We start from the raw sequence: 14,970 nt of genomic DNA, 5'->3' as shown, positions 1-14,970 counted from the left end.
GTTAGCTGTCGGCTGTCAGTTAGCCTCTGATCGCTGTTGGTTGACAGCTGATCGCTTTTTCCTATTGTTTTTCCTCATTATTTAATCCAATATATAGACACACTAATTAATCTATTAAGGATGATCGACAGATGACAACGAAACAAATAATAAGCACAACAAAATCACCGGCAGCAATTGGTGCATACTCACAAGCTGTAAAATTTGGCGAGTTAGTCTTTACTTCTGGCCAAATCCCTTTAATACCTGAAACCATGGAAATAGCGGAAGGCGGGATCAGTGAGCAGACTAAGCAGGTAATGGAAAACTTAATGGCTGTTTTAGCAGAAGCAAATGCAGATGCCAGCAGTGTTATAAAAACCACTTGTTATATTAAAAATATGAATGACTTTGCTGCTTTTAATACTGTTTACAGTGAATACTTCCCAGAGAATTCTCCAGCACGCGCTTGTGTTGAAGTGGCACGTTTACCGAAAGATGTTTTAGTGGAAATTGAAGCGATTGCTATTAGTAAAGCTTAAGGATTTTGAGCTTTGAGCTGCGAACTTCGTAACTCGGGGCTTGCAGCTGACAGCTGATAACTGACAGCTCGTAATTTGTAACCTATTAATAGAGTGTTTTAAAATGGAACAACAAAAAATTAAATTTTCAATTGTTGTATCTGGTGCGCCCTATGGTACAGAAAGCGGCAGTAGCGCTTATCAATTTTGTGCCGCTGCTATTTCGGCGGGACATCAAATTGCTGGTGTGTTTTTCTATCAGGAAGGGGTGTTAAACGCCAGTCAGTTAGTCAGTCCGGCGAGCGATGAAATTAACCTGCCGACATTGTGGGCAGCACTTGCTGGCGAATATCAATTCCCTTTGGAAGTGTGTGTCTCTGCGGCACTGCGGCGCGGTATCATCAATCAGCAAGAGGCTGTACAATTAGGGCTTACGCAGTTTAATCTGCAAGCGCCATTTGTTTTAAGTGGTTTGGGACAACTTGCCGAGCTTAGTGCAAATTGTGACCGTTTAGTGCAGTTTTAGGATTATAACGGGTATAAAATGGCGGAGAAAAAAGTAGGTGTTATCAATAGTAGTTCTCCACACGGTCGGGCAAATGGACGGGAATCCTTAGATCTGGCATTGGCCATGTCGGCATTTAATGAATCACTGTCACTTTTTTTTATTGATGATGGTGTATACCAACTCCTTAGCAAGCACGCTCCAGAGGCGATATTGCAGAAACATTATCAGCCACTTTTTAAAATGCTGGCACTCTATGATGTGGAAAATATTTATGTTTGTGACAGATCGCTTCGCGAGCGGGGACTCTCCATTGAGATGTTGGTGGTGGAAGTAACAGCTATCAATAAAGAACAGTTACAACAACAATTAAACGTCCAAGATCAATTGCTGAGTTTCTAATACCAATTCCACTAATTAGGTGGTCTATTTAGACGCCGGAAAAATGCATGAAAGCAAGGTATTGATTGAAGTAACTAGTTGTTCTAATTATTAAATCAATTACGAAGCTAGCATGCATTTTAACCAGTATAAATGAATATAAAATTAATGGATTTGGTATAATTATGATATTGCATACGGTAAAAACATCCCCCTTTCAAACATTGGCCATTAATAATTGTTTAAATCTATTGTCTGAACAAGATTCGTTATTATTAATGGAAGACGCGGTTATCGCAAGTCATGCTCAGCATGGTCAGTTTGCGCAACTAACATTACTTGCGCAACAAAATCGTCTGTTTGTTCTGCAGTCTGATCTTGATGCGCGCGGAGTGACCAATCTTATCGGTCAAGGCTGTGATTATGTTCAATTTGTCAATCTTGTGATTCAGCATAAAAGCCAGCTTGCGTGGTAAAAGTAGAGCTATCGGCCGTCAGTGGTCAGCTGTCAGTCTTTAACTGACAGCCAATAGCCGTCAGCTGTCAGCCTGTTTCCTCCTTTTGTGAGCAAAAACACAATTGCTTAATTATTGACTCCCTTTTGTATTCAGCGTAAACTCTTGCAACCCTTATTTAAGGGTTGATTTTTCACACACACACATTTTAGGAGCTATTTAAAGATGGCAACAATTTCACAATTGGTACGCAATCCGCGTAAGGACAAAGTTCAAAAAACTAGCGTTCCTGCGCTGGAAGCTTGCCCGCAAAAACGTGGCGTATGTACTCGTGTATATACAACTACTCCAAAAAAACCTAACTCGGCAATGCGTAAAGTTGCTCGTGTTCGTCTAACTAACGGTTTCGAAGTAACTTCGTACATCGGTGGTGAAGGTCACAACCTGCAAGAGCACAGTGTAATCTTGATCCGTGGCGGTCGTGTAAAAGATTTACCGGGTGTTCGTTACCATACAGTACGTGGTGCACTGGATACTTCTGGTGTAACTGCACGTCGTAAAGGTCGTTCTAAGTACGGTGCTAAACGGCCTAAAGCATAAGCTTTTCCGTAAGTAAGGCCAAACAAACACTATTTTATTTAATATGTTTTGGGTAAATTCCTGAAGCGCACGGAGAAAACAAGATGCCAAGAAGACGCGTCGTAGGTACTCGTAAAATCCTTCCAGATCCTAAGTTCGGATCAGAAGTTTTAGCAAAATTCGTTAACGTTGTAATGGTTGACGGCAAAAAATCTATCGCAGAAAAAATCGTATATGGTGCATTAGAAGCAGCTGCAAGTAAAAGCGGCAAAGTTGCACTGGATCTTTTTGAAGTAGCTCTTGAAAATATACGCCCAAGCGTCGAAGTTAAATCTCGTCGTGTTGGTGGTTCAACATACCAAGTTCCTGTAGAAGTTCGTCCTTCTCGTCGTAATGCGTTAGCAATGCGTTGGTTAGTTGAAGCATCACGTAAGCGTGGTGAAAAATCAATGGCATTACGTCTAGCTGGTGAGCTAGTTGATGCATCTGACAATAAAGGTTCTGCGGTTAAGAAACGTGAAGACGTTCACCGTATGGCTGACGCTAACAAAGCGTTTGCTCACTACCGCTGGTAGGAATCTAGCACAAGCTTTTGCTTGTGCTTTTCGTTTCGATAAAAGTTTAGTTATATTTAAAAGGACATCATTTTGTCACGTACAACTCCTATCGAGCGCTACCGAAACATTGGCATTGTTGCTCATGTCGATGCGGGTAAAACAACAACGACAGAGCGTGTATTGTTCTACACAGGTGTATCTCACAAAATGGGTGAGGTACATAATGGTGCAGCAACAATGGACTGGATGGAGCAGGAGCAGGAGCGTGGTATCACTATTACCTCCGCCGCGACGACGACATTCTGGTCAGGCATGCAGGGACAGTACGAACAACACCGTATCAATATTATTGATACTCCAGGACATGTTGATTTCACTATCGAAGTTGAACGTTCATTACGAGTCTTAGATGGTGCGGTTGTGGTGTTTTGCGCCTTGTCCGGTGTTGAACCTCAATCAGAAACCGTTTGGCGTCAAGCTAACAAATACCACGTTCCGCGTATTGTATTTGTGAATAAGATGGATCGGACAGGTGCTGATTTTGAAGCTGTAGTTGCACAAATCCAAGCTCGTTTAGGCGCAATTTGTGTTCCAATTCATTTGAATATTGGGGCAGAAGATGAGTTTAAAGGTGTCATCGACCTGATTAAAATGAAGGCGATTAATTGGATCGATACAGATCAGGGAATGACCTTTGAATATTACGACATTCCAGCTGATCTACAGGAGCGTGCAGAGCAACTGCACGAAGAACTTGTAGAAGTAGCGGCTGAAGCAAACGACTTTCTGACGGAAAAATACCTTGAAGAAGGTGCTCTTTCTATCGAGGAAATCAAAGCTGGTTTACGTATCCGTACGTTAAACAATGAAATTGTACTGGCAACCTGCGGCAGCGCTTTTAAAAATAAAGGTGTGCAGTCGGTGTTAGATGCTGTTATTGACTTTCTTCCTTCTCCTTCGGAAGTTGCCGCAATTAAAGGCATGGATGAAAAAGAGAATGAAGTTGAATGTCCAGCGACTGATGAAGCTCCCTTTGCTGCATTGGCGTTTAAAATTGCAACGGATCCCTTTGTGGGAACGTTAACATTTATGCGCGTATATTCAGGGGTGGTTAATTCAGGGGATCATGTTTATAACTCAGTGAAAATGAAGAAAGAGCGTTTTGGCCGTATCGTTCAGATGCATGCCAATGACCGTAAAGAGATCAAAGAGGTGCGCGCCGGTGATATCGCTGCTGCAATCGGCCTTAAAGATGTTACTACGGGCGATACGCTTTGTTCTCCTGAGCATAAAGTGATTCTTGAGCGCATGGAGTTTCCTGAACCGGTAATTCAAATCGCGGTTGAGCCTAGAACGAAGGCCGACCAAGATAAACTGACTATCGCATTAGAGAAGCTGGCTGCTGAAGATCCCTCTTTCCGTGTTGAAACGAATGAGGAATCCGGGCAGATCCTGATCTCCGGTATGGGTGAACTTCACCTGGATATTATCGTGGATCGTATGCGTCGTGAGTTTGGTGTGAACTGTAACGTGGGTCATCCACAAGTAGCGTATCGAGAAACTATCCGTAAAACGGTTTCAGTGGAAGGGAAATTTATTCGTCAGGGCGAAGGACCTAGCCATTATGGGCATGTCCATCTTAAACTTGAACCGCTTAAACCAGGTTCTGGCTTTGAATTTGTTAACGAAATTGTCGGAAAAACTATTCCAAAGGAATATATCCCGGCCGTTAGCAAAGGCTGTGAAGAACAAATGAACCAAGGTGTGCTTGCTGGATACCCAATGCTGGATGTGCGAGTGACTTTATTTGATGGTTCATTCCATGAAGTTGACTCAAGTGAGATGGCATTTAAGATTGCAGGTATGATAGGCTTTAGAAACGGGGCATTACAAGCTGATGCGACTATTCTTGAGCCTGTTATGAATGTTGAAGTAACTACGCCGGAAGATTGGATGGGTGATGTTGTGGGTGACCTTAGTCGTCGCCGCGGTATGATTGAAGGTATGGATGATGGCCTTGGCGGCGTTAAAATCGTGCATGCTAAAGTACCGCTTGCTGAGATGTTCGGTTATGCAACCGCATTACGCTCGGCAACTCAGGGACGCGCATCTTATTCAATGGAGTTTTCAGAATATGCGGACGCGCCTAAAAAAATAGCTAACGCAATTATTGAAGCGAAATAAAAAATAAATTAAACTATCATCTTTCCATGTGATGGCATGTGGAGAGGTATTAACTGATAAAGAAGGTACACACTGTGTCTAAAGCAAAATTTGAACGTAAAAAACCACATCTAAACGTTGGTACAATCGGCCACGTCGATCATGGTAAAACAACGCTAACAGCTGCTATCTCTGCTGTTTTAACTAAAGCACACGGCGGTGAAGTTAAAGATTTCGCATCTATCGATAACGCACCTGAAGAGCGCGAACGTGGTATTACAATCAATACCTCTCACATCGAGTACGATACTGATACGCGTCATTATGCACACGTAGACTGTCCTGGACACGCCGATTACGTTAAAAACATGATCACTGGTGCTGCACAAATGGATGCTGGTATCCTTGTTGTTGCTGCAACTGATGGTCCTATGCCACAAACGCGTGAGCACATCCTACTTTCTCGTCAAGTTGGTGTTCCTCACTTAATCGTGTTCATGAACAAATGTGACATGGTTGATGATGAAGAGCTACTTGAACTAGTAGAAATGGAAGTTCGTGAACTTCTTTCTGAATATGACTTCCCAGGTGATGACTTACCAGTTATCCAGGGTTCTGCTCTTAAAGCACTTGAAGGCGACCCAGTATGGGAAGCTAAAGTTATGGAACTTGCTGACGCTCTTGATACTTATATCCCGCTTCCTGAGCGTGATATCGACAAACCATTCATCCTACCAATTGAAGATGTATTCTCAATTGCTGGTCGTGGTACTGTTGTTACTGGTCGTGTTGAGCGCGGTATCATCAAAGTTGGTCAAGAAGTTGAAATCATTGGTCTACGTCCAACAGTTAAAACTACTTGTACTGGTGTTGAGATGTTCCGTAAACTGCTTGACGAAGGTCGTGCTGGTGAGAACGTTGGTATCCTTTTACGTGGTACTAAACGTGATGACGTTGAACGTGGTCAAGTTCTTGCTAAACCTGGTTCAATCAAGCCACACACTAAATTTGAAGGCGAAGTGTACATCCTAAGTAAAGATGAGGGTGGTCGTCACACTCCTTTCTTTAAAGGTTACCGTCCACAGTTCTTCTTCCGTACAACAGACATCACAGGTGCTGTTGAGCTTCCTGAAGGTGTTGAAATGGTAATGCCTGGTGATAACCTTAAGTTTGTTGTTGACTTAATTGGTCCAGTTGCTATGGATGAAGGTCTACGTTTTGCTATCCGTGAAGGTGGCCGTACTGTAGGTGCTGGTGTTGTTTCTAAAATCATCGAGTAATTTTTACTCCTTAGATTGAACAATGCAAGAAAGAGAGCTTAGGCTCTCTTTTTTTATGCGTGAAGGAAAATGAGAAAGCTGTCAGTCTTCTGCTTTCAGCTGTCGAGCTACGAGCTGTCGGTCTTCAGCTATCGGCTATTGGCTGTCTGCTGATGACTGATAGCTGTCCTTATTGCAGCGCTAAAAAAACGCCAGTTAAGGCGTTTTAAAATGTTGTGTTATGGCGGTAACGCTTCGAGCTGATGGCTTTCGGCTGACAGCTGACAGCCTTCAAGCCTTCCTGTTTTCTAAATCCCACTTCCTTGCTCTTCTACATCATCTTCATGCAGTCCGCATTCGCGTTTCAAACCAAAGAAGCGTGTTTCTTCTTCGCTCATGCCAGCTCCCAGAGGTTGAGACGTTTGCACATCGCCCACCGAAACATAACCTTGCTCCCAAAGAGGGTGGTACTCAAGACCATGATCGCTGAGATAGTAATGAACGTCTTTATTACTCCAATCAATAATAGGTAAAAACTTAAAACAACCATTTTGAATACTTAATACAGGCAGTTTTCCACGACTGGATGCTTGCGAGCGGCGTAAACCCGAAAACCAGGTTTTTGCATTAAGATCCTTAAGCGCGCGTTTCATTGGTTCAACTTTATTGATTAAGTTGTACTGAGTTAAGCCATCAACACCCTGCTCCCATAATTTACCATAGCGTGCTTCCTGCCAGGCACTGCTGTGCTCGGCACGATACGTTTTCAAGTTCAGATTTAATTTTTCAGTTAACGCATCAATAAACCGATAGGTCTCCGGAAACAGATAACCCGTATCTGTTAAAATAATCGGCGTATCCGCTTTTACCTGAGTAATTAAATGCAGGCAGACAGCTGCCTGAATGCCAAAACTTGACGATAAAACAAATTCACTTTCAAGGTGTTCAATCGCCCATTCAACGCGTTCACGGGCGGTTTTATTTTCAAGCAGGTCATTGGCTTCTTGTAAGGCTTCAGTCTGTTGCGCTTTATCTAAACTAAGTAGCTGGGTTAGATTCAATCTGTTAGTCATGAAAATCCTTAGAAGCGATAATAACTTCAGCTATGATAGCAGCGCGGATAACAAAATCACCAAAACATTCACCGCTTTCACGCTCATTTGCCCAACGACCAATTAACTCATCCATGGTCATTATAATGGCTGCTTCATCAATATTTTCTTTGTACATCTTAGGCAAGCGGGTACCGTTGGTATTACCGCCAAGATAAAGGTTATAACGGCCCGGCGCTTTACCTATTAAGCCGACTTCAGCAAGCAGAGGACGAGCACAACCATTCGGGCAACCCGTCACCCTTAAAATAATATGGTCGTCGCCAATACCATGCTTAGTGAGCAATGCCTCCACATCCGTGACTAACCCCGGCAGGTAGCGCTCAGCTTCCGCCATCGCCAGCGGGCAGGTCGGTAATGCTACACAGGCCATAGAATTAAAACGCTGCTTAGAGTGAGCATCATTGATCAGACCGCATTTACGCGCCAATGCTTCAATTTTTTCTTTTTCAGATTCCGGTACACTAGCAATGATCAGGTTTTGATTCGCTGTCATGCGGAAATCACCCTGATGAACTTTTGCAATTTCAACTAAACCGGATTTAAGCGGTTTACCCGGGTAATCCAGAATACGGCCATTTTCAATAAATACTGTTAAATGCCATTTCTTATCTGTCCCTTTTATCCAACCGATGCGATCGCCTCGTTCGGTAAATTCATAGGGGCGTGATGGCAAAAATTTAATGCCAGAGCGTGATTCCACTTCACCCTTAAATTTTTCTACACCATGAGTTTCTAAAGTGTATTTTGTACGTGCGTGAGAACGGCTAGTACGTCCACCTAAATCACGTTGGGTGGTGACCACTGCCTTGGCAATTTCTAAAATATCTTCTGCCGCAATAAACCCAAAATCATCTGCTTTACGCGGGAAAGTAGTTTTATCACCGTGGGTTATTCCTAAACCACCACCCACTAATACGTTAAAACCCACTATTTTTTCGTTTTCAACGATCGCCACAAAGTTAAGATCATTGGCGTGCACATCCACATCGTTAAAGGGAGGCAAAACAACGGTTGTTTTAAATTTACGCGGTAACATGGTTTCGCCATAAATTGGTTCTTGTTCGGTTTCATGCACTTTTTCACCGTCTAACCAAATTTCAGCAAAGGCATTACTGTGGGGTAATAACATTTCACTTATTTTCGTCGACCAGTCATATACCTCTGCATGCAGTTCAGACTGCATTGGGTTAGAGGTACAAATAACATTACGGTTAACATCACCCGCCGTAAAGATAGAATCAATGTTCGCTTTGAACTTAAGTTCCTGAAAAACTGACTTTAGATTGCGTTTATAGATGCCGTGATACTGGAACGTTTGACGGGTGGTCAAGCGGATACTGCCGGCATCGGTTAATTCACTGGCAATCCGGTCAATCTCTAATAACTGCTGTGGAGTAACAACCCCACCGGGTAAACGGGCGCGCAACAGAAAAGAGTATAAAGGCTCTAATTTCTGTTTTTTACGCTCAGCGCGATAGTCGCGATGATCCTGTTGATATAAACCATGAAACTTAACCAACTGAACATCATCAGGTATAAAGGCACCGGTAGTATTATCATTCAGTCCTTCCACTAATTTACCGCGAAGAAAGTTACTTTCAATTTTAATACGTTCGTTATCGTGTAATTTCTTGCTCATTAGTAGACATCCCTTTGGTAGCGTTTTGCTTGACGTAATTCAGTTAAATATTGCTCTGCATCTTCGAGGCTTTTCTTGCCTTGAGAGCCGATAATTTCGATTAATGTTTGTTGGACATCTTTGGCCATCCGGTTGGCATCACCGCAGACATAAAAATGTGCACCTTCCTGTAACCATTGATAAATTTCATGGGCATGTTCTTTAAGGCGATCCTGAACGTAAATTTTCTCAGCTTGGTCGCGAGAGAAAGCTAAATCCAGATTTGTTAATAAACCTGATTTTAAGAAACCTTGCCATTCTGTTTGATATAAAAAATCTTCAGTGAAAGTTTGCTCGCCGAAAAACAACCAGTTTTTACCCGTTGCCTCCGTTGCATCACGTTCCTGCAAAAATGCGCGGAAAGGTGCAATACCGGTGCCAGGTCCAACCATAATAACAGGTGTTTCCGGGTTGCTGGGTAAACGGAAGTTATGATTATCTTCGATAAACACCTTTACTTGTTGACCTTCCTGCAAACGATGCGCGAGGAATCCTGAAGCACCACCTTGGCGCACTTCACCCTCTTCATTCTCAAATGTCAGTGCAGCAACCGTAAGATGTACCTCCTGCTCGACTTCAGCTTGGCTTGAGGCGATTGAATATAAACGCGGACTGAGGTGGCGCAGTAAAGTCACAAATTTTTCAGCAGTAACAGCTTTACTGCCTTTTTTGCTGAGCACATCAATAATTTGATGCGTATTAGCAAAATCACGTAATTTATTTTTATCTTCAGCTAGGGTCAATAATTTTTTGTTCTTGGTTAACTTGGCATAACCTTCTACAAAAGCCGGATGGGTAGCGGTTAACTCGAAGGATTCAGTTAACGCCTGTTTTAAGGAAATATTTTTATCATCTATCTTAACTTGCTCTTGCGGATCCAGTTTAAGTTTTTTGATTAATGCATCAACCAACTGTGGATCGTTTTCAAACCAAACCCCCAATGCATCACCCACTTTATAATGCAGATCTGAGCCTTCTAAATCAATTTCAATATGGCGGACATCTTTTGCAGAGCGGGCACCGGTAATTTTTTGACTGGTTAGCAAACTCGCTGCAAAAGGGCTCTTCTTGTCATATTTATTGACACTTAAAGGGGTTTCGAGTGTGGCTTTAGAGGGGGCTACAAAACCGCCTTTTTCAAGTGTTTGTTCAACTTTATTTAATACTTTTTCGAACCACCCCGGGGTCTGTTGCTCGTAATCGATATCGGCATCTAAGCGATCGACAATAGCCGTTGCCCCAAGCGCAGCTAAACGTTGATCAAAATCTTTCCCTGTTTGACAGAAAAATTCGTAACTTGAATCACCAAGCGCCAATACCGCAAACTTTAAGTTGTCTAATTTTGGCGCTTTTTTAGTCGCTAAAAATTCATGCAAATCAATAGCATCATCCGGTGCTTCACCTTCACCGTTGGTACTTACCACAACAATAAGATGACTTTCATCTTTAATATTTTTAACCTTATAATCAGCCATAGAAATTAAAGTATGCGTGATACCTTTAGCAGCTGCCTGATCCGCCAATTGCTCTGCAACACCTTTACAATTGCCCGTTTGTGAGCCAAATAATATGGTCAGGTGTTGGCCCGAGCTAACAGCCGTTTCGACGGTTTCGACGGTTGCCGGGGTCTGGCTTATACCGGCGAGATAGCCGCTTATCCAGGCTGTCTGCACTGGGGTTAAATCAGTCGTCGCCTGTTGCAGATGTGATAACTGCAACTCAGATAAAGGAGAAGTTAAGGCCGAGATATTGTTAAAAGCCATGTTGCTATTTCCATAATTCCATTAAGTATGCAGATATACTACGGTCTTATTTGGCAATGGCGAAAGATTAAAATCTGATTTTTTATAACAAAATAGAATTTAAGGAAGAGGCTTATTCTAGGGCGGGTTCAGGAATGCTGTTTTGTTGCTCTTTTTTATCAGTATCTTATTAATAAAAGGGGCTGCAAAGCTGAGTTGCAATCCCTTTTTTTAATTTAAATTTTTTCTTTAAGCTTAGAAGTGCAGTGCTAATCCTGCGAAGAGGCCTTTATCTTCCTGCTTGAATTCACCTATAGTTGCATCCTGAAAACGGTAACCCGCGCGCACCGCGATATCTACAATTGAATCCGGGTTGAAAGTATAAGCCAGCCCGAACTGTGCATCAGTTGCTTTATCATCTGTTAGCGAGCCGTTGATTACTTCTGTAAAAGCATGTATGCCCGTACCGGGAACGAATAATTTTGCTGCACCATATGCTTGAGCTAGGTCTGATGTCAAATTTTGAAAATCAGCTTCCACACGTGTATATGCCAAGCCTAAATCAAACTGAAACAGTCCGTTATCAAAAAGTTGATAATACAAAATAGCATTTCTAGTCGAACCATCTGTGCTGCTTGAATCTGTGCTTTTTTTAGTGCTTAAGTCTGAATATTTAATTTTTGCATTGGGTAACAGAGGGATGAAATGTTCGATCGCAAGATAACCAGACAAATTGTTGGTGTCTTTCAGATCTTGATCCGTACCTGAAAAAGACTGGCTAGTCGTCGTTGTGCGGTAATCAATACCCGTGTATATATCTATCAGGGCGATGCTCGGCATGCACATAAGACTGGCGATAATAGCGGTAGCGATCTGTTTTTTCATTATATTCCCTTATTGTTGTTATTGGTTTTAGGTGTATTATTTTTGCATTTTAATTTTTTTAATAGGTGCTTCAAAAGTCAGCTGCTGGCCATTATCAAAAAATAAAGACAGTTTCACTGATGCGCCTTCTTTAAGAGGCTGTTTTAGATTAAGAAACATTACATGATAACCGCCTGGTTGCAATTTAACCGAGCTTTTAGTTTTGATAATAATCTCTTTAACCTGACGCATTTTCATTAAACCGTTATCCATCACATGCTCATGTAACTCGACACGATCTGCGATATCACTGCCGGCTGCAATCAGTTTAATGTCTTTTTTATCTGTATTTTTTATGACCATAAAGGCCGCGCTGTTTTTGCTGTTAGGCGGTGTCGCTCGAATATAAAGATCTCCAACGGTTAATGTGGCGGCAAACAGTTGTGAGCTTATCAGTAATAGTCCGGCGGCGAATAGTGAAATGAAGGTTTTCATTAAGAGTCCTTATTTTTGGCGAAAAAAAGATAATAGATAGCGACAGCGAATATTATCCACAGACCAAATTTAAAGATCAATGATAAAGTATTTAATAAAATAAAACTTAAGATCATAATAATTACAATGACGATTAAGCTTATGACCGATAGTCCAAACATAAACAGTACTAAGGCTGACAGTAATAATGCGCCGAGCTCGAACATAAAACGCCTTATTTATTTAGAAAAAATGCAAAGCCAGATTCCTGAACTTTGCATTGATGGTCATCTGGTCATTTAGTCAGAAATTAACCGCGTAATGCTTTTTCACCACGCGCAATACCACAGACGCCTGAGCGGACAACTTCAACAATTTCACTTGCATTATTAATCGTATCAAGAAACGCATCTAACTTAACGCCTGCCCCTGTTAATTGAATGGTGTAAAGATGCTGAGTGATGTCTACTATTTGACCTCGGTAAATATCACAGGTACGTTTTACTTCTTCACGATCTTCATTGTTAGAAGTACGTACTTTGATTAATAGTAATTCACGTTCAACATGTGGACCTTCTGTTAATTCAGAAACACGTAACACGTCAACTAACTTGTGTAATTGCTTCATCATTTGCTCAAGTGTCGCTTTACAATCAACTTCAGTTGTAATCGTCATTCTTGATAATGTTAAATCGTTAGTTGGTGAAACGGTTAATGACTCGATGTTATATGCGCGTTGTGCAAATAAGCCAACAACACGAGCAAGCGAACCTGGTTCATTTTCTAATAATACTGAAATAATACTACGCATCGGTTCTCTCCGTTTGACTCAGGTACATGTCTTGCATACTGCCGAACTTAACTTGCATCGGGTAAACATGTTCTTCAGGGTCTATAGCTACATCAATAAATACCACGCGATCTTTTAATTCAAATGCACGTTCTAATGCTGGCTCAAGCTCTTCAATCTTATCTACTTTGATACCAATATGGTTATATGCTTCAGATAATTTAACGAAATCCGGCACGCTATCCATATAAGAGTGAGATTGGCGACCGTCATAAAACATTTTTTGCCACTGTTTTACCATACCTAATGAACGGTTGTTTAATAGCAAGATAACAACAGGAATGTTGTATTGCATGCAGGTTGATAACTCTTGAATATTCATTTGAATAGAGCCATCACCCGTTACACATACAACAGGGCGATCTGGGAATGCTATCTTACAACCCATTGCAGCTGGTAAACCAAAGCCCATTGTGCCCGCTCCACCAGAGTTAATCCATTGGCGAGGTTCTTTAAATGGGTAATATTGTGCGGCAACCATTTGATGCTGACCAACGTCAGAAGTAACGATAGCATCGCCTTTGGTTACTTTATATAAACATTGAATCACTTGTTGTGGCTTGATGTGTGTTTCAGATGTTTGGTAAGCAAGGCAGTCTTTAGCACGCCATTCATTAATTTGATCCCACCAAGCATTAATACTTTCACTGTCATTCGTTGCTTTAGTTTCTTCAAGTAGGTCTAACATCTGCTGAAGTACAACTTCAATCGATCCTACAATTGGCAGGTCCGCATGAATGTTTTTAGAAATTGATGTTGGGTCGATATCTATCTGCATAATTTTTGCATTCGGGCAGAATTTATCAACATTATTGGTTACTCGATCGTCAAAACGAGCACCGGCAGAGAAGATAAGATCTGCGTTATGCATTGATAAGTTAGCTTCATAAGTACCGTGCATGCCTAACATACCGATAAATTGTTTGTGTTCACCAGGAAATGCACCAAGACCCATTAAGGTATTAGTTACTGGTAAATTTAATTTCTCAGCTAGCTCTAGTACTTGTTTTGATGCATTGGCAATAATCGCACCGCCACCGACATAAAAAACGGGCTTTTTAGCGCCTAATAATGCCGCTAATGCGCGTTTAATTTGTCCTTTATGACCGCTTAGCGTTGGTTTATAAGAACGCAGTTCAACGGATTTAGGGTATTCATAAGGAAATTTATGAAGGGGGCTTTGTACGTCTTTTGGAAGATCGATAACCACTGGACCTGGTCGGCCTGTTGATGCGATATAAAATGCTTTTTTGATCGCAATTGGAATGTCTTCAGCGGTACGGCATGAAAAACTGTGTTTTACCACGGGACGCGATATGCCGATCATATCTGCTTCCTGGAAAGCATCATCGCCGATCCAATTGGTTGGTACTTGACCAGATAACACAACTAATGGAATAGAGTCCATGTAAGCTGTTACAAGACCTGTAATACAGTTTGTTGCACCGGGTCCGGCTGTTACTAGTACACAACCCACTTTACCGGTTGCACGTGAGTATGCATCTGCCATATGTACAGCAGCTTGCTCATGACGTACTAAATAATGTTCAATTTTATCAGATTGAAAAATCGCATCGTAAATATCTAATACTGATCCACCAGGGTAACCGAAAATATGTTCAATACCTTCGTCTTGTAGTGATCGGACAACCATTTCGGCGCCGGATAACATCTCCATAACTTTCTCCTTTATACAATTGGTAAATTGCGTCACTTCCCACCTGTATTGGGTGAGGGTGAACCTTGATTACATGTGACCATGATTCATGACCTGCATTCGTGCTAGTTAACTTTACGTTAATGACAAATAATTGCACCAAATAAAAGGTAAAAAAATTAACTTAATTT

At 41.7% G+C, this 14,970-nt stretch carries 16 protein-coding genes; 9 read left to right on the top strand and 7 right to left on the bottom strand.

Going from position 1 to position 14,970, the window contains the following annotated elements; all coding sequences use genetic code 11:
• Nucleotides 1-131 precede the first annotated feature (131 nt).
• The 8 genes from PING_RS17805 to tuf all read left to right on the top strand — a co-directional run bounded on the left by PING_RS17805 (nucleotide 132) and on the right by tuf (nucleotide 6,420).
• The gene (locus PING_RS17805; protein ID WP_011771680.1) at nucleotides 132-521 is read left to right on the top strand and encodes a RidA family protein; all 390 of its coding nucleotides are present in this window, start codon (nucleotides 132-134) and stop codon (nucleotides 519-521) included.
• Nucleotides 522-624: 103 nt separating this feature from the next.
• The gene (gene tusD, locus PING_RS17800) at nucleotides 625-1,026 is read left to right on the top strand and encodes a sulfurtransferase complex subunit TusD (RefSeq protein ID WP_011771679.1); all 402 of its coding nucleotides are present in this window, start codon (nucleotides 625-627) and stop codon (nucleotides 1,024-1,026) included.
• An 18-nt stretch (nucleotides 1,027-1,044) separates the two neighbouring features.
• Nucleotides 1,045-1,407, top strand: a complete 363-nt coding sequence (tusC, locus tag PING_RS17795; protein ID WP_011771678.1) for a sulfurtransferase complex subunit TusC — start codon at nucleotides 1,045-1,047, stop codon at nucleotides 1,405-1,407.
• Between the two features lie 164 nt (nucleotides 1,408-1,571).
• Complete coding sequence (gene tusB / locus PING_RS17790) at nucleotides 1,572-1,862, top strand: sulfurtransferase complex subunit TusB (RefSeq protein ID WP_011771677.1); 291 nt, start codon at nucleotides 1,572-1,574, stop codon at nucleotides 1,860-1,862.
• Between the two features lie 204 nt (nucleotides 1,863-2,066).
• Nucleotides 2,067-2,441 (top strand): 30S ribosomal protein S12, encoded by a 375-nt coding sequence (gene rpsL, locus PING_RS17785; protein ID WP_011771676.1) that lies wholly within the window; start codon nucleotides 2,067-2,069, stop codon nucleotides 2,439-2,441.
• An 83-nt stretch (nucleotides 2,442-2,524) separates the two neighbouring features.
• Nucleotides 2,525-2,995 carry a 30S ribosomal protein S7 gene (rpsG, locus tag PING_RS17780; protein ID WP_011771675.1) on the top strand — a complete coding sequence of 157 codons (471 nt, stop codon included), beginning with the start codon at nucleotides 2,525-2,527 and terminating at the stop codon, nucleotides 2,993-2,995.
• A gap of 72 nt (nucleotides 2,996-3,067) precedes the next feature.
• Nucleotides 3,068-5,161: an elongation factor G gene (fusA, locus tag PING_RS17775; protein ID WP_011771674.1), complete on the top strand. Its 2,094-nt coding sequence runs from the start codon at nucleotides 3,068-3,070 to the stop codon at nucleotides 5,159-5,161.
• Nucleotides 5,162-5,235: 74 nt separating this feature from the next.
• Nucleotides 5,236-6,420 (top strand): elongation factor Tu, encoded by a 1,185-nt coding sequence (gene tuf, locus PING_RS17770; protein WP_011771673.1) that lies wholly within the window; start codon nucleotides 5,236-5,238, stop codon nucleotides 6,418-6,420.
• Between the two features lie 287 nt (nucleotides 6,421-6,707).
• Here tuf and PING_RS17765 read toward each other — a convergent pair whose 3' ends face one another.
• The 5 genes from PING_RS17765 to PING_RS17745 form a co-directional block, all read right to left on the bottom strand.
• Nucleotides 6,708-7,472, bottom strand: coding sequence for a phosphoadenylyl-sulfate reductase (locus PING_RS17765; RefSeq protein WP_011771672.1), 765 nt, complete (start codon nucleotides 7,470-7,472; stop codon nucleotides 6,708-6,710).
• A complete protein-coding gene (gene cysI, locus PING_RS17760) occupies nucleotides 7,465-9,153 on the bottom strand; it encodes an assimilatory sulfite reductase (NADPH) hemoprotein subunit (RefSeq protein ID WP_011771671.1) in 1,689 nt (562 codons plus the stop codon). The genes PING_RS17765 and cysI overlap by 8 nt, the downstream gene beginning before the upstream one ends.
• Nucleotides 9,153-10,955, bottom strand: a complete 1,803-nt coding sequence (locus PING_RS17755; protein WP_011771670.1) for an assimilatory sulfite reductase (NADPH) flavoprotein subunit — start codon at nucleotides 10,953-10,955, stop codon at nucleotides 9,153-9,155. The genes cysI and PING_RS17755 overlap by 1 nt, the downstream gene beginning before the upstream one ends.
• A gap of 234 nt (nucleotides 10,956-11,189) precedes the next feature.
• The gene (locus tag PING_RS17750) at nucleotides 11,190-11,819 is read right to left on the bottom strand and encodes a TIGR04219 family outer membrane beta-barrel protein (protein ID WP_011771669.1); all 630 of its coding nucleotides are present in this window, start codon (nucleotides 11,817-11,819) and stop codon (nucleotides 11,190-11,192) included.
• Nucleotides 11,820-11,855: 36 nt separating this feature from the next.
• Nucleotides 11,856-12,293: a copper chaperone PCu(A)C gene (locus PING_RS17745; RefSeq protein WP_011771668.1), complete on the bottom strand. Its 438-nt coding sequence runs from the start codon at nucleotides 12,291-12,293 to the stop codon at nucleotides 11,856-11,858.
• 141 nt (nucleotides 12,294-12,434) lie between these two features.
• Between PING_RS17745 and PING_RS20800 the strand changes: the two genes are divergently transcribed.
• Nucleotides 12,435-12,575 carry a hypothetical protein gene (locus PING_RS20800; RefSeq protein ID WP_157035404.1) on the top strand — a complete coding sequence of 47 codons (141 nt, stop codon included), beginning with the start codon at nucleotides 12,435-12,437 and terminating at the stop codon, nucleotides 12,573-12,575.
• A gap of 7 nt (nucleotides 12,576-12,582) precedes the next feature.
• Here PING_RS20800 and ilvN read toward each other — a convergent pair whose 3' ends face one another.
• Both ilvN and PING_RS17730 read right to left on the bottom strand, forming a co-directional pair.
• Nucleotides 12,583-13,083, bottom strand: coding sequence for an acetolactate synthase small subunit (ilvN, locus tag PING_RS17735; protein WP_011771667.1), 501 nt, complete (start codon nucleotides 13,081-13,083; stop codon nucleotides 12,583-12,585).
• Nucleotides 13,076-14,800 carry an acetolactate synthase 3 large subunit gene (locus tag PING_RS17730; protein WP_011771666.1) on the bottom strand — a complete coding sequence of 575 codons (1,725 nt, stop codon included), beginning with the start codon at nucleotides 14,798-14,800 and terminating at the stop codon, nucleotides 13,076-13,078. Before PING_RS17730 ends, ilvN begins: the two co-directional genes overlap by 8 nt.
• Nucleotides 14,801-14,970 lie beyond the last annotated feature (170 nt).

The organism is Psychromonas ingrahamii 37, assembly GCF_000015285.1.
GTDB lineage: Bacteria > Pseudomonadota > Gammaproteobacteria > Enterobacterales > Psychromonadaceae > Psychromonas > Psychromonas ingrahamii.
The sequence above is the reverse complement of the archived record's forward strand: the minus strand, read 5'-3'. Positions and strand labels throughout refer to the sequence as shown.

Coding starts and splice junctions, on each gene's coding strand:
- PING_RS17805 (WP_011771680.1), top strand. CDS start 132: ATGACAACGAAACAAATAATAAGCACAACAAAATCACCGGCAGCAATT.
- tusD (WP_011771679.1), top strand. CDS start 625: ATGGAACAACAAAAAATTAAATTTTCAATTGTTGTATCTGGTGCGCCC.
- tusC (WP_011771678.1), top strand. CDS start 1,045: ATGGCGGAGAAAAAAGTAGGTGTTATCAATAGTAGTTCTCCACACGGT.
- tusB (WP_011771677.1), top strand. CDS start 1,572: ATGATATTGCATACGGTAAAAACATCCCCCTTTCAAACATTGGCCATT.
- rpsL (WP_011771676.1), top strand. CDS start 2,067: ATGGCAACAATTTCACAATTGGTACGCAATCCGCGTAAGGACAAAGTT.
- rpsG (WP_011771675.1), top strand. CDS start 2,525: ATGCCAAGAAGACGCGTCGTAGGTACTCGTAAAATCCTTCCAGATCCT.
- PING_RS17765 (WP_011771672.1), bottom strand. CDS start 7,472: ATGACTAACAGATTGAATCTAACCCAGCTACTTAGTTTAGATAAAGCG.
- cysI (WP_011771671.1), bottom strand. CDS start 9,153: ATGAGCAAGAAATTACACGATAACGAACGTATTAAAATTGAAAGTAAC.
- PING_RS17755 (WP_011771670.1), bottom strand. CDS start 10,955: ATGGCTTTTAACAATATCTCGGCCTTAACTTCTCCTTTATCTGAGTTG.
- PING_RS17750 (WP_011771669.1), bottom strand. CDS start 11,819: ATGAAAAAACAGATCGCTACCGCTATTATCGCCAGTCTTATGTGCATG.
- PING_RS17745 (WP_011771668.1), bottom strand. CDS start 12,293: ATGAAAACCTTCATTTCACTATTCGCCGCCGGACTATTACTGATAAGC.
- PING_RS20800 (WP_157035404.1), top strand. CDS start 12,435: ATGACCGATAGTCCAAACATAAACAGTACTAAGGCTGACAGTAATAAT.
- ilvN (WP_011771667.1), bottom strand. CDS start 13,083: ATGCGTAGTATTATTTCAGTATTATTAGAAAATGAACCAGGTTCGCTT.
- PING_RS17730 (WP_011771666.1), bottom strand. CDS start 14,800: ATGGAGATGTTATCCGGCGCCGAAATGGTTGTCCGATCACTACAAGAC.